Source organism: Streptomyces sp. M92, assembly GCF_028473745.1.
In the GTDB taxonomy this organism is placed as follows: Bacteria; Actinomycetota; Actinomycetes; order Streptomycetales; family Streptomycetaceae; genus Streptomyces.
Genome location: NZ_CP101137.1, coordinates 5,889,962 through 5,902,929, shown reverse-complemented (window position 1 = coordinate 5,902,929; position 12,968 = coordinate 5,889,962). Strand labels below are relative to the sequence as shown.

The window sequence follows — 12,968 nt, the reverse complement described above, 5'->3', positions numbered from 1 at the left end:
CGTCGAAACACACAAGGAGTCGTCGTGAACGCGCCCGCCACCACCGAACTGCCCGTTGTCGTGATCGGGGCCGGACCCGTCGGCCTGGCCGCTGCCGTCCATCTGATCGACCAGGGCAGCGAGCCCCTGGTCCTGGAAGCCGGCCCGACCGCCGGCGCAGCGGTGCGTGAGTGGTCCCATGTGCGCCTGTTCTCCACCTGGGGCGAGGTGGTCGATCCGGCCGCCGAGAAGCTCCTCGCCCCCACCGGCTGGACGCGGCCCGACCCGGCCACGTACCCCTTTGGCGGTGACTGGGCCGACCACTACCTGCAGCCGCTCGCCGACGTCCTCGGTGACCGCGTCCGGCTGGGGGTGACCGTCACAGGCGTCTCCCGGTCCGGGCGGGACCGGATCGTCGACGCCGAGCGGGAGCGGCAGCCGTTCGTCGTGCACGTCAACCGTGCCGACGGTCGTGAGGAGCGAATCCTCGCCCGCGCGGTCATCGACGCCTCAGGGACCTGGGCCACTCCGTCCCCGGCAGGCGGCAGCGGTCTGCCCGCACTCGGTGAGAAGGCCGCTGCCGACCGGATCGGCTACCGGGTCCCGGACCTCGAGGACCCCGCCGTCCGCGCCCGGTACACGGGCAGGCGCACCGCCGTGATCGGCTCCGGTGCCTCGGCGTTCACCGCTCTCGCCCACCTCGCCGACCTCGCCAGGTCCGGCGACGGCGAGGGGACGAAGGGGGTGTGGATCCTGCGCCGCGGCATCTCCGGCTCCACCTTCGGCGGCGGAGAAGCCGACCAGCTTCCGGCACGCGGTGCGCTGGGTCTGGCGGCGAAGGCCGCAGTCGACGAGGGCCACGTCGACGCGGTCACCGGGTTCCGTACCGAGGCGATCGAGCGTGACGCCGACGGACGTCTGATCCTCGTCGGCGAGGACGGGCGCCGCCTGGACGCGGTCGACGAGGTGCTCGTCCTGACCGGCTTCCGCCCCGACCTGTCCTTCGTCGACGAGCTGCGCCTCGGTCTCGACGCTCGGCTCCGGGCGCCGGTCGCGCTCGCACCGCTGATCGACCCCAACCAGCACTCCTGCGGCACTGTCTACCCGCACGGCCACCGCGAGCTCTCCCACCCCGAACAGGGCGTGTACCTGGTCGGGATGAAGTCCTACGGCCGCGCCCCGACCTTCCTCGCCATGACCGGCTACGAGCAGGTCCGTTCCGTCGCCGCCGCGATCACCGGCGACCTCGACTCCGCCGACCGTGTCGAACTCACCCTCCCCGAGACGGGAGTCTGCGGCGGCTCGGGCCTGTTCGACACCCCTGACGCCCAGCAGTCTGACGGGGACGGCGGCTGCTGCGGTTCGTGACCGTCCAGGGCGCCCGGCAGGGGCTGAGGGCCGCTCACCGGTCAGAGCCTCACGGCCTTGGGCCCGCCGCTGATCGCGCGGCCACTCCCACACGCCGTCGGGCGTGAAAAGCCCGGATACCGTGCTCGGCTCACCGAGGCCGAGCCGGCGGACGGGTTCCAGGACCGAACGTTCACAGGCGCGTTCAGCGAGAACACACCCCAGCGGGTCAGGGTATCCGGGGGGGGCGTGGTGGTCGTCCCCTCTTCCTACCGCCCCTGGGGCACGATGGACGCATGCTCACTCGGCCTGTACTTGTCTTCGACGGAGACTGCGGTTTCTGTACCGCGGCGGTACGCGTCATCGAACGGAAGGTACGTCCACGCTGCGAGACCACTCCCTGGCAGCGGGCCGACCTCGCGGCACTGAGCGTGCGCCAGGAACGGGCCCGCAGAGAGGTGCTGTGGGTGACACCCGCGGGGACTGTCCACGGCGGTGCGCAGGCCGTGGCGAAACTCCTGATGAGCGCGGGCAGCGGATGGCGCCTCGTCGGAGCGCTGCTCACCCTGCCGCCCACCCGTTGGGCGGCGGCCGGCGTCTACCGGCTGATCGCCGACAACAGGCACCGGCTGCCCGGTGGAACCCCGGCCTGCGCACTGCCCGAAACGGAAACCCGAGGCAGCTGATCCCCGCGGGGGCGTTAGCGGCGTGTCAGCAGCCGGAACTCGTTGCCGTCCGGATCGGCCAGCAGTACCTCGCCGTCGCTTCGGTGGCCGGAGGCGAGAGGCTCGGCGCCGAGGGAGAGCAGACGCTCGACCTCTGTCTCCGCTCGGCCACCGTCGTCGAGCGCTAGGTCGAAGCGCAGGTCCTTGCCGGCGTCCGGCATGAGCGGCGGGCCGCCCCAGGTGATCTTCGTACCGCCGTCGGGCGACTGGATGGCGGTCTCCTCGTCCTGGTCCCACACCAGCGGCCAGCCCAGCACCCGGCTCCAGAAGTAGCCCACGGCCCGCGAACCGTCACAGGCGAGCGCTCCGAGGAAGCCGCAGCCGGCGAGGAAGCCGTTGCCCGGTTCGAGGACGCAGAACTCGTTGCCCTCGGGGTCGGCGAGCACCACGTGGGAGGCGTCCGGACCCTGACCGACGTCGGCGTGCCGGGCACCGAGACCGAGTGCCCTGGCCACGGTCCGCTGCTGCTCCTCCGAGGACGAGCTGGTCAGGTCGAAGTGCATCCGGTTCTGGGCGGCCTTGCGCCGCTGGGAGGGCCGGAATCGGAGCCGGTAGCCGGCGGCGTTCCCGGACGGCAGGCCGACGCCGTCGTGCGCGGCGCCGGCCCGTTCCGAGCCGAGGAGACCTGACCAGAATCGCGCCAGGACCTCGGGCTGGTGCGCGTCGAAGGAGACTGCGAAGAGTCGGCTGCTCATTGCCTTACGCTCCCTTGGTCCCTTGATCGGGCCCGTCGAATGCCGAGAAGTCGGCGTGGCGCCGTGGCGACGCCTTGAGCGGGGATCCTATGGGCCGACCGGGCCCGGTCGCAGCCGGGTATTCGGCGGTCGCGCGCGGGGGGAGTCGGGGCCGGGGAGGGCGTACGCGCAAGGGCCGACGGCCCCGGCGCTTCCGCACGCCTCACCGGCTCCCGCGGAGACCGCCCCCGCCACGCCGGCGTCCGACGCCGTCCGCCAACCGGCACCGAGGTTCTGGTCGTGGAGGACGAGAGCTATCGTCGTCGAGGTTTGTACGGGTGTGACGATCGGCGCGGGGTGGTGCCGGAAGGGGAGGTAGGACCGTGTGGCCACGGATCAACGGCATGCGGGCACTGGAGCTCGGTACGGCAGGTGAGATGCGGGAGCGGCTCAATGGCCTCGTCCTGGCCGGGAAGAAGACCGCCACCACCGGGCTGCTGGCCGAGTACGTCGAGGAGACGGAGGGCCTGGAGTTCGAAGGTGAGCGCCTGGCGCTTGCCGGGAACGACGGAGACCGCGTCGCCACGATCGAGATCACCGGCGTCGAGCTGGCTGCCTTCGGCGGTGTCACGTGGGAACACGCCACCGCCGAAGGAGAGGGCGACCGGTCGCTGGACGAATGGCGGGCCGGACACATGCGCTTCTGGGAGGGCATCGGCACCCCGGTGGATGACGACACGCCACTGGTGTGCCTGCGATTCCGGCTGGTCCCGCCTCCCTCGGACTCGTCCGCTCGCGGGCGGCAGAGGCAGCAAGGGTCCGTTCGGCGACCGTGACGGCGGCTCTTGCCCGCTGCTGAGCCTGCTGATTGGCTGCCGGCATGAACGATCTCGGAGACGTCGCCTGGCCGCCCGCGCCGATCAGGACCGAGAGGCTCGTGCTGCGTGAGCCCGAGGTCCGGGACCGTGCGGCGTTCATCGAGCTGCTGGCGTCGCCGGACGTGCACACGTACCTCGGCGGCCCCCGCCCGCGTGACGAACTCGAGCGAGCGTTGCCCGAGGTGCCCGAGCGGTGGCCCGGGAGCTTCGTCGTCGATCTCGGCGGAGCGATGATCGGCCACGTCCTGCTCAGGAGAGCAACGGAGCACCACCGCCCGGCTGCTGTGGGGAAGGTTGATCTCGGCTACCTGTTCCTGCCGCGGGCGTGGGGGTCCGGATACGCCGCCGAGGCGTGCGCGGCGGCACTCGACTGGCTCGGAGGCGTCCTTCCCGGTGAGCCGGTCGTGCTCGCCACCCAGACCGCCAACGTCGGCTCGATGCGCCTCGCCGCGAAGCTGGGGTTCACCGAAGTGGAGCGGTTCCGGGCCTGGAACGCCGATCAGTGGCTCGGCCTGCGGCGGTCACCGAGGAGGCCCGACGCGTCCGCCTACCGCCGGCTCCGACGCTGACCCTTGACATCCAGGAGACGACATGCGCCTTGACGACGGCCCGAGTGTGCACTGTGACGTTCATGTGGAAGCGGACGTGCCGCAGGTGTGGGAATTGGTGACCGACATACGCCTGCCCGCCCGGCTCAGCCCCGAACTCCAGCGCGTGGCCTGGCTGGACGACGCGACCCGGCCTCGGGTGGGCGCGCGCTTCGAGGGATACAACCATCACCACAGGCTCGGCGAGTGGCGGACCGTCTCGCACGTGATCGAGCTGGAGGAGCGACAGGTGTTCGGCTGGGCGGTCACGGATGCCGACGGCCGGTTCGGAGAACCGACGCTTGACCCGGCGACCTGCATGGCGTCCTGGCGTTTCCTGCTCAGGGCCGAGGGTGAGGGCACCCGACTGCGGCAGTCGGCCTCCATCGGCCCGGGCCGCAGCGGAGTCACCGTGGCCGTCGAACGCCGGCCGGACCGAGAGGAGGAGATCATCGCCATCCGGATGCGGGAACTGCGCGCCGGCATGGAGGCCACCCTCCACGGCATCAAGAGGCTCGCCGGGCCCCGGAGCCGTGGTGGGTGCCGTTGAGCACGGGTTCCTGGACGAAAGGGCTGTCGATGTCGCTGGCGACGACGGCGCGACGCGCAGGCTCAGTCGTGCCGTCAGCCGTCGGGGCGGAGCAGGCCGCGCTCGTACGCTTTGGCGAGCCGCTGGGGCACGCGGTACTGGGTACCGTCCACCGTGACCGTCACCAACTGCGGGGTGTCCGCCTTCCACTGGGCGCGGCGGTGCCGGGTGTTGCTGCGTGACATCTTGCGTTTGGGTACGGCCATGGGGTCCTCCGGTGTGAAGCGTGGGCTCCAGGCAGACAGTACATGAAAATGGATGTCGTTACGATGTGTGGCCCGGATGGACCCCGCTCACCGACGGCTCCGGGCGCTCAAAGGGCCCTTCGCATGAGGACGCACATCGTCTCGTGGCGGCGGACCGACCCGTCGGGCGCTTCCTCGTCCCAGGCATCGGGTTCGCGGCCGTACGCGACGTACCCCAGGCGCTCGTACAGGGCGCGAGCACGCACGTTGTCCTCCTCCACGGCGAGTTCCGCCCTGCGTCGCCCGCGGTCCCTGACCCGCTGTTCGGCAGCTCGGACGAGCAGGGTCCCCAGGCCGCGGGACTGGAGCGCCGGGAGCACCGCGAGCTGCCACAGGGTCCCGGCCCCCTCGGAAACCTGGTAGTCGATGCCGCCGATCGCCACCGGCAGACCGGCGGGGGTGCACACGGCCAGGTAGTCCACCTCGCCCGCCGCGGCGCGCACCAACTCGTGCTCCACGTGGCGCAGGTGGGTGGGCGAGCCGGACCAGGTGCACGCGGGCAGGTCCCGGGGCAGTAGATCGCGCACGCTGACCGGTACGACGATCGTGGCATCGGCGGAGTCGTCTTCAATGGACACGGCACGGAGCATGCCGACCCCGGCGCCGGCGTGGCAACGCATTTCTGCCGTGCTCCGACCGGACGAAAGCACACGGCGGGAAGGGCGTCCGGCCGGAGTGTGTCTACTCCGGGGGAGTGGGCGTGTCGTGGGTGCGGTACATGGCCTGCACATCCATCTCCAGCTGGATGGTCGGGCCGACGACGGCGATGCCGCGGGCCAGCATGGAGCGCCAGTTGAGGGTGTAGTCCTCCCGGTGGAGTTCCGCCTTGGCGAGAGCCGCGCAGCGCAGCTCCTGTTCGTAACCCCCGTTGACCATCCCGAGGTAGGTCGTGTCGAGGCCCACGGAGCGGCTGGTGCCGTGCATGGTGAGCGTGCCGTGCAGGGTCCACTTGGACCCGCCGCGGTAGGCGAACCGGGTACTGGTGAAGTCGATGTAGGGGTAGCGCTCGACATCCAGGAAGTCGGCGGAGCGCAGGTGGTTGTCGCGGGTGTTGTTGCCCGTGTCGATGCTGGCGGCGTCGATGCGTACCGAGACCTGTGAGTCGGCCATGTCCGGTGCGACGCGGATACCGCCCTGGAAGCGCGTGAACCTGCCGTGGACATGGGCCATGCCGACGTGTTTGGCGATGAACCGGATCGCGGTGTGCGGGGGGTCGAACAGCCAGGTTCCGGCTGTCGGGAGCTCCAGTCGGCGCGCGGGCGCGAGACCCACGCGCGTCGGCGCCAGAGCGACCCCGGCCGTGATGTCGACGGTCTCGCGGGCGGGTGACAGGCCCTCGGCGACTGTCATGACGCTGTAGGAGCCCGGAGGCAGCGTCGCTATGAAGTAGCCGTTGGGATCCGTGGTTCCACGTGTCACCACCCGGTGGTTTTCCACCGCGCTCACGGTGACCTCGGCTCCGCCCATGGGCTGCCCCATGGGATCGACGACCTCGAAGCCGAATGCCCCTGCGTCGGGCGGCAGGGGGACCGAGATGCTTGCCCCGGCACCGGAGGTGCCGCGCGAACGTCGACGTCGGAGCAGCCTGAGGGCCATGGAGTTCACCTTTCTTCGCAGGGGTGCCGCGACCCGGCCCACTCGGTCGGCGATGTTCGCGGTCGCCAAGGATGGCGGCGACGGGAGGGCGGCGACAGGAGGGCGTGTGCGGAGGCGGCGGTTCAGTGATGATCGTAAAGCCGACCGGTTCGGCCATCTCGCTCCCGAGTGAGAACAGTTCCACCGCCAGGTGCATGGATGCCGGGCCGTAAATCAGTACATGGACGGCCTGTCATCGCACCTCGGCTGTGCTGCTTTGCAGCGATGCTGTGGCGAAGCACACGGAAGGAGATCGCGATCTTCACCAGCGGTCCTGGGTTTCACCACGAACCCGACACGAGCGAGTGAGCGGTACCGTGTCGTCCTGACCGGTGGCGCCACCGCCCGAGCCGGTGCATAGAATTCGGTTTCATGCCGAAGCCTGACGAGTTGATCGTTGCCCTCGCCGCCCTCGTGGAGTCCGGGCAGAGCAATCGGATGTCCCTGACCGTGGTCACCAGCGGCGCCGTCCTCACGGGTCGCCTGGCTCCCGAAGCCGTGTGGAGGCAGAGGGTGTCGGAAGTACTGACGGGCTCCGCGGACCTGGGTGATTTCTCTGCCGTCTTCGACACCCCAGTGAAGAAGGACGCGCCCCCCACGCACCTGCACTTCCACGTCGCGCGGATCCTCCAGGGCACGATGGGGATCCCGGAGACGGGCGGGATGTACCGGGTGGCGATCGAGGACGTCAGCGCCTGGACCGTGGGCGACTTCAGCTACTCCGACCACTGAGGACGCGTCCCCCGCCCGCCTCGGTGAGCCCTCGACGTGCGAACCTACGCCCGAACCGGACCGGAGGTCTGGTGCGGTCCATGTCGCGGGCCGACCGCATGGCCCCTACGAACGGCAGTCGATGTCCGAGGAGTTCCTCGACTACCTGGGCGCCCTCTCCGCCGAGTACCCGGCCTCGACACACCGGAAGCCGAGGCCGCGCTCGCGTCGATCACGGTTCTGCGGCGGCTCAGTCGCGACCGCGGGCGTGTCTGAAACGTGCGAGCCCTTCGGCGAGGCCGATCAGCGGCTCGGGGTAGTCGAGGCGGGCCCGCACGTCCCGGGGCAGCCGCCAGGGTTCGTGCACGAACCGGTCGTCCACGTCGCTCAGCTCGGGGACCCATCGGCGCACGTAGGCTCCACGCGGGTCGAAGCGCTTGCCCTGGACGACCGGGTTCAGAACCCGGTGCGGACGGGTGTCCGTGCCCGTGCCGGCGGCCCACTGCCAGTTGAGCTGGTTGTTGACGATGTCGCCGTCCACGAGGAGGTCGAGGAAGTGCCGAGCGCCGATCCGCCAGTCCACGTACAGCGTCTTGGTCAGGAAGCTCGCCACCAGCAGCCGTGCCCGGTTGTGCATCCAGCCCTCGTGGCGAAGCTGACGCATGGCCGCGTCGACCACCGGGTATCCCGTCCGGCCCTCCCGCCACGCGGCGATGTCCTCGGCCGCCTCCTTCTCGGTCCGCCAGCGGTCGTGCCTGGTGCGGTAGTCCCGTGCCGACGCCTCGGGGCGCGCCGCCAGCACCTGATGGTGGAAATCGCGCCAGCACAGCTGCCGTACGAACGCTTCCGCCCCGGGTCCACCGTGCGCGCGGGCCCGCTGGACGAGTTCCGACGCGGACAGGGTGCCGAAGTGGAGGTGGGGCGACAGCCTGGACGTCGCGTCGCCGGCCAGGTCGTCGTGCCGCTCCTCGTACGCGGCCATACCCGACCGTGCCCATCGGGAGAACCACTCCCTGCCCGCCTTCTCCCCGCCCGCCAAAAGACCCGGCGAGAGGCCGGACAGCGCGTCGCGGGACGGAAGCGGCTCGCCGCGCACTCCGTCCGGAACGCACACCGTGCGCGGCGGCGGGCAGACCTCCCGCAGCCGCTGGACGGACCAGCGGCGGAAGTAGGGGGTGAACACCGCGTAGTGGTCGGAGCCGGTGGGCGTCACCTGCCCCGGCGCGACGGCGGTGGTCACGGCGTCGTGGACGTGGAGGGCGACGCCGAGCGATTCGAGGTGACCGCGCAGCCGCTCCTCCCTCCGGTGGCCGTAGCCCGTCACCGCTGCGGCCATGTGGACCCGCGTCGCACCGCACTCGGTGGCGACCGCGCCGACCTCCCGGTCGACCGGGCCACTGCGTACGACCAGCCGGCCGCCGCGCCGCCTCAGTGACGCGTCCAGGGCCGCCAGGCAGTCGGCGAGGAACGCGGCGCGGTTCGGGGCGTCGAAGCCCGCCGCGTGGATCCCGGGATCGCGGACGAAGAGCGGGACCACCTCGTCGGCCGCCGCGAGCGCGGCGCGCAGCGGCGGATGGTCGTGCAGGCGGAGGTCGGCGGTGAACAGGACGACCGCGCGGGTCATGTCGTCGCTCCCGGTGTGGTGAGGGGAGTACCGCGTCGGCCGTTCACCGACGGGGGCCCTTCGGGGAGCGGGAACGCCTGGCGCGGTCGTTGCGCGCCGCGGGTCGGCGGGCGCCCATCCCCTTGGCGGCGGCCTGGGCGATGTTGCGGGCCATGCCGCCGAAGACGACCGCGTGGAACGGCGAGACACTCCACCAGTAGGCGTGTCCGAGCAGGCCGCGGGGGTGGAACAGGGCACGTTGGCGGTAGCGCGTGCGGCCGTCGTCGTCCGTCTCGGCGTACATCTCCAGCCAGGCCAGTCCGGGCAGGCGCATCTCGGCGCGCAGTCGCAGCAGACGGCCCGGCTCGATCTCCTCGACCCGCCAGAAGTCCAGGGAGTCACCGACCCGTAGGCGCTCGGCGTCGCGGCGGCCGCGGCGCAGGCCGACCCCGCCGACGAACCGGTCGAGCCAGCCGCGGACCGCCCAGGCGAGCGGGAAGGAGTACCAGCCGTTGTCGCCGCCGATGCCTTCGATGACCTTCCACAGCGCGTCGCGGGGTGCGGCGACCGGCAGGTGGCGTTCGTCCTGGTAGAGACTGCCGCCGGCCCAGTCGGGATCGGTGGGCAGCGGGTCGCTGGGGGCGCCGGGCACGGCCGCGGACGACCAGCGGGTGGCCACCTGGGCGTCCCGGACCTTGCGCAGCGCCAGTGCCAGGGCCTCGTCGAAGGGCAGCGGCCGGCCCGGCGGGTCGGGCACGTGGCGGGCGATGTCGTGTTCGTGGCAGACGACCTCGTGGCGCAGCGACTCGGTCAGCGGGCGGGCGATGGAGGCGGGCACCGGCGTGACCAGGCCCACCCAGTGGCTCGAGAGCCCTGGGGTGAGGATCGGCACCGGCACGATGAGCCGTCGCCGCAGCCCGGCGACCGCCGCGTAGCGGCCCATCATCTCCCGGTAGGTGAGGACGTCCGGCCCACCGATGTCGAACGCCCGGTCGACGTCGGGCGGCATGCCGGCGGCACCGACGAGGTAGCGGAGTACGTCCCGGACGCCGATCGGTTGCGTGCGGGTGTGCACCCAACTGGGGGTCACCATCACGGGCAGGCGCTCGGTGAGATAGCGCAGCATCTCGAACGAGGCCGACCCCGAACCGATGACCACCGCCGCCCGCAGCACGGTGGCGGGCACCGGTGCCTCCAGGAAGATGCGGCCGACCTCGGCCCTCGACCGCAGATGGGGGGAGAGGGATCGCTCGGGTACGCCTGCCGGGGTGAGTCCGCCCAGGTAGACGATCCGTCGGACGCCGGCGGCGTGTGCCTGCTCGGCGAAGATCCGGGCGGCCCGGCGATCGGTGTCCTCGAAACCCGATCCCGAGCCGAGCGCGTGCACCAGGTAATAGGCGACGTCGATCCCGCGCATGGCCTCGGCCACGGACGCGGCGTCCGTGACGTCACCGCCGACCGTCTCGGCGTCCCGCGCCCAGGGGTGGTCGCGGAGTTTGCCGGGGGAGCGGGCCAGACACCGGACCCGGTGACCGGCCCGCAGCAGTTCCGGCACCAGCCGTCCGCCGATGTATCCGGAGGCCCCGGTGACCAGGCAGTGCAGCCGTTCGCCGTCCACCGGTCGGTCCTTGTCCACCACGAGCGTTCCTCCCGCGCGTCACATTCGGTTTCCCGTTCACGTCCGATCATGAACGCACCGGTGTGACCGTGCCTGTCGCGGTGCGGACCGCTTACGCAACCACTTCGGTGGACAGGGGCGCTGTGGATGCACGGAATCCCGGGGTCAATCCGGCATGGTCGACGGCTGCCACTCACGCCTGATCAACCCGTACACCCACGTGTCGGAGACGTCGCCGTCCACGATGCATTCCTCCCGCAACGTGCCTTCGCGTACGAAACCGATCTTCTCCAGTACTCGGGCGGACCCGACGTTGCGCGTATCGGCCTCCGCCTGGACCCGGTTCAGGTCCAGTGTGTCGAACGCCCACCGCAGCAGGGCGTGCGCGGCCTCCGTCGCGTAGCCGTGGCCCCACATGGCTTCGTCGAGGCAGTAGCCCAGTGAGGCGCTGCGGTAGTCCGGGTTCCATCCGGTCAGGGAGCACCACCCGACGAAGGCGCCGTCAGCAGCACGGTCGATGGCCAGCCGCGCCCCGGTGCCCTCGTCCGCGACCTTCCGGCACATCGAGACGAAGCGTTCGGAGCGGGCCTGGTCCTTCCACGGCGGGGAGTCCCAGTAGCGCATCACGGAGGCGCTGCTGTGCAGTGCGAAGAGGGAGCCGGCGTCGGCGTCGGTGAAGGGGCGAAGCCGCAGGCGAGGGGTGCGCAGTACGGGGGTGGCCAAAGTCATGCGCACCATCTTGTGTCCTCACGGGCGGTGAGAACACCGAATATCCGGCCCGGCCCGGACCGGCCGCACGCCCTCTGTCCGGGCCGTTTGTCCAAGCCGTTCACGAGACGCCCCTCTTCTCCCTCCGGCGTTTGACCACGGCCGGCCGCACGGCGTAGCCCGGACAGACGAGCGCCAGTGGGAGAAGAGCGAGGATGACCGGGTTCACCCAGGCCGGCACCAGGTCGTAGCCCGCGTGGCACTTGTCGTGCAGCGGCAACCAGCGTGTGTACTCCTCGAAGTCCGCCCTGCGATACGCCCGGTCGAAGGTCTCGCCCGCGCGGTGGCATGCCTCCTCCGGATCGAGGGACGCCCCTGCGAGGGAGCCGACGAGATGGGTGACGCCGGCGCTCAGCAGTAGGAGCAGCGCACTGGAGGCGAACCAGGCGGCACTGCGCAGCCACCTGCCGGAGTACAGCGGACGGCTCCAGAACCACAGCCCGACCAGGAGGGGCAGGAGGATCGGGACGAGAACGACGGCCATGGGACGACTCTGCAGGTTCTCGCCGGCCTGCACATGCGATCTCGCAGGGCGGAGCTGAGACAAGAGGTGGGAGGATGTGCCGATGGGGATGACCGAGAGCGACGGTGAGGCCGTCCAGTACGTACGTTTCCAGTCGCCGCACCGGAACAGCCGAGGCCATTTCACCGGCGTGTTCGGGCTCGTCAACAATCTGGCGAGGGAGGGAAGGCTCTCGGACGAGCAGGAGTCCTTCCGCCGCAGCAACAACCGTTGGTACGACGCCGCGTACACCGACCCCTCGACCGTCGACCCCGGCGTGTACGACGACGCGGTCAACCCCGGCGCGGCAGCTTGGTTCAAGCCGTCCGCCACTCACCTCCTGGCCCGTGTCCCCGGCTATCTGGAGATTCTTTCCGCACACGGCGTCGACTGCCGGACCCTGCGTTCCACAGACCCGGGGCGGGTCGTCTACGAGGACGACGTGCAGATCGTGGTCGTGCCTCACGCTCCGGGCGCCACTGCCGCCCACGAGGGCGCCGGCGGACTTCGGGGCCGGTGAAACGGCAGGCGTCCTGGACGCCCGGCTATCCGGGCTTGTGCCGCTGGTAGTGCCGTGCGACGCGGACGCGGTTGCCGCAGCGGCCGGCCGAGCACCAGCGGCGGCGCGGATGCTGGGGCAGGAAGAGCAGTACGCAGTCCTCGGCCTCGCATGCGCGGACCCTGGCGACCGCCGGGTCGGCGAGCAGTTCGGCGGCGGCCTCCGCGAGGAAGGCCGCCAGCCGGACGCCGGGGCGGCCCTCCCGGCTGAGCCGCGTGACCACTGCCGTGCCGTCCGGGACCAGTTCACGGATCGCGGGTGCGGCACGCTGCGCCCGGTTGAGACCGGCCAGGTCGGCGGCCGAGGGCGCCTCGCCCCGGCGGACGTGTCCCAGCGCGCGGGCGGTGTGCTCCCGGACTGCCAGGACGGGAACCAGGTCGGCGGTGGTGAGGTCCGGTGGCGGTGCCTCCGGAAACCGCTCGGCCTGAAGCGTCCACCACGAACGCAGATCCACCTCGGTGGCGAGCAGGTCACCGGTGCTGGGGCGGGTGTTGACCAGATCGATCGCCGGCTGCTCTCCGACCAGCGGCGCGTACTCACTCATGGCG

At 71.2% G+C, this 12,968-nt stretch carries 16 protein-coding genes; 7 read left to right on the top strand and 9 right to left on the bottom strand.

Annotated elements, in window-relative coordinates; translation table 11 throughout:
* The first annotated feature begins 24 nt into the window (after positions 1-24).
* Both M6G08_RS26880 and M6G08_RS26870 read left to right on the top strand, forming a co-directional pair.
* Positions 25-1,347, top strand: coding sequence for an NAD(P)-binding domain-containing protein (locus M6G08_RS26880; RefSeq protein WP_272589701.1), 1,323 nt, complete (start codon positions 25-27; stop codon positions 1,345-1,347).
* A 275-nt stretch (positions 1,348-1,622) separates the two neighbouring features.
* Positions 1,623-2,012, top strand: coding sequence for a thiol-disulfide oxidoreductase DCC family protein (locus M6G08_RS26870; RefSeq protein ID WP_272589700.1), 390 nt, complete (start codon positions 1,623-1,625; stop codon positions 2,010-2,012).
* A gap of 14 nt (positions 2,013-2,026) precedes the next feature.
* Here M6G08_RS26870 and M6G08_RS26865 read toward each other — a convergent pair whose 3' ends face one another.
* Positions 2,027-2,746 (bottom strand): VOC family protein, encoded by a 720-nt coding sequence (locus M6G08_RS26865; RefSeq protein WP_272589699.1) that lies wholly within the window; start codon positions 2,744-2,746, stop codon positions 2,027-2,029.
* Between the two features lie 383 nt (positions 2,747-3,129).
* Here M6G08_RS26865 and M6G08_RS26860 point away from each other — a divergent pair, with 383 nt between their 5' ends.
* From M6G08_RS26860 to M6G08_RS26850, 3 genes are read left to right on the top strand one after another with little or no spacing between them, the layout of a single operon-like run.
* The gene (locus M6G08_RS26860) at positions 3,130-3,561 is read left to right on the top strand and encodes an ASCH domain-containing protein (protein WP_272589698.1); all 432 of its coding nucleotides are present in this window, start codon (positions 3,130-3,132) and stop codon (positions 3,559-3,561) included.
* Between the two features lie 44 nt (positions 3,562-3,605).
* Positions 3,606-4,172: a GNAT family N-acetyltransferase gene (locus tag M6G08_RS26855; protein ID WP_272589697.1), complete on the top strand. Its 567-nt coding sequence runs from the start codon at positions 3,606-3,608 to the stop codon at positions 4,170-4,172.
* Positions 4,173-4,194: 22 nt separating this feature from the next.
* A complete protein-coding gene (locus tag M6G08_RS26850) occupies positions 4,195-4,740 on the top strand; it encodes an SRPBCC family protein (protein ID WP_272589696.1) in 546 nt (181 codons plus the stop codon).
* Positions 4,741-4,814: 74 nt separating this feature from the next.
* Here the strand turns inward: M6G08_RS26850 and rpmF are convergent, their stop codons facing one another.
* From rpmF to M6G08_RS26835, 3 genes are all read right to left on the bottom strand, one after another.
* Complete coding sequence (rpmF, locus tag M6G08_RS26845) at positions 4,815-4,985, bottom strand: 50S ribosomal protein L32 (protein ID WP_272589695.1); 171 nt, start codon at positions 4,983-4,985, stop codon at positions 4,815-4,817.
* Positions 4,986-5,092: 107 nt separating this feature from the next.
* A complete protein-coding gene (locus M6G08_RS26840) occupies positions 5,093-5,614 on the bottom strand; it encodes a GNAT family N-acetyltransferase (RefSeq protein ID WP_272589694.1) in 522 nt (173 codons plus the stop codon).
* 91 nt (positions 5,615-5,705) lie between these two features.
* Positions 5,706-6,620: a YceI family protein gene (locus M6G08_RS26835; RefSeq protein ID WP_272589693.1), complete on the bottom strand. Its 915-nt coding sequence runs from the start codon at positions 6,618-6,620 to the stop codon at positions 5,706-5,708.
* A gap of 411 nt (positions 6,621-7,031) precedes the next feature.
* Here M6G08_RS26835 and M6G08_RS26830 point away from each other — a divergent pair, with 411 nt between their 5' ends.
* On the top strand, positions 7,032-7,391 hold the full coding sequence (locus M6G08_RS26830; protein WP_272589692.1) for a hypothetical protein: 360 nt from the start codon (positions 7,032-7,034) through the stop codon (positions 7,389-7,391).
* Between the two features lie 229 nt (positions 7,392-7,620).
* On the opposite strand, the gene M6G08_RS26825 is transcribed toward M6G08_RS26830, so the two are convergent.
* The 4 genes from M6G08_RS26825 to M6G08_RS26810 form a co-directional block, all read right to left on the bottom strand.
* Entirely contained in the window at positions 7,621-8,994 is a 1,374-nt protein-coding gene (locus M6G08_RS26825; RefSeq protein ID WP_272589691.1) for a cryptochrome/photolyase family protein, read from the bottom strand.
* Positions 8,995-9,037: 43 nt separating this feature from the next.
* On the bottom strand, positions 9,038-10,609 hold the full coding sequence (locus M6G08_RS26820; protein ID WP_272589690.1) for an SDR family oxidoreductase: 1,572 nt from the start codon (positions 10,607-10,609) through the stop codon (positions 9,038-9,040).
* A gap of 147 nt (positions 10,610-10,756) precedes the next feature.
* On the bottom strand, positions 10,757-11,320 hold the full coding sequence (locus M6G08_RS26815) for a GNAT family N-acetyltransferase (RefSeq protein WP_272589689.1): 564 nt from the start codon (positions 11,318-11,320) through the stop codon (positions 10,757-10,759).
* Between the two features lie 100 nt (positions 11,321-11,420).
* Positions 11,421-11,843, bottom strand: coding sequence for a hypothetical protein (locus M6G08_RS26810; RefSeq protein ID WP_272589688.1), 423 nt, complete (start codon positions 11,841-11,843; stop codon positions 11,421-11,423).
* Between the two features lie 82 nt (positions 11,844-11,925).
* Here M6G08_RS26810 and M6G08_RS26805 point away from each other — a divergent pair, with 82 nt between their 5' ends.
* Positions 11,926-12,381 (top strand): hypothetical protein, encoded by a 456-nt coding sequence (locus M6G08_RS26805; RefSeq protein WP_272589687.1) that lies wholly within the window; start codon positions 11,926-11,928, stop codon positions 12,379-12,381.
* A gap of 25 nt (positions 12,382-12,406) precedes the next feature.
* Here the strand turns inward: M6G08_RS26805 and M6G08_RS26800 are convergent, their stop codons facing one another.
* Positions 12,407-12,964: a CGNR zinc finger domain-containing protein gene (locus M6G08_RS26800; RefSeq protein ID WP_272589686.1), complete on the bottom strand. Its 558-nt coding sequence runs from the start codon at positions 12,962-12,964 to the stop codon at positions 12,407-12,409.
* Positions 12,965-12,968: the final 4 nt, after the last annotated feature.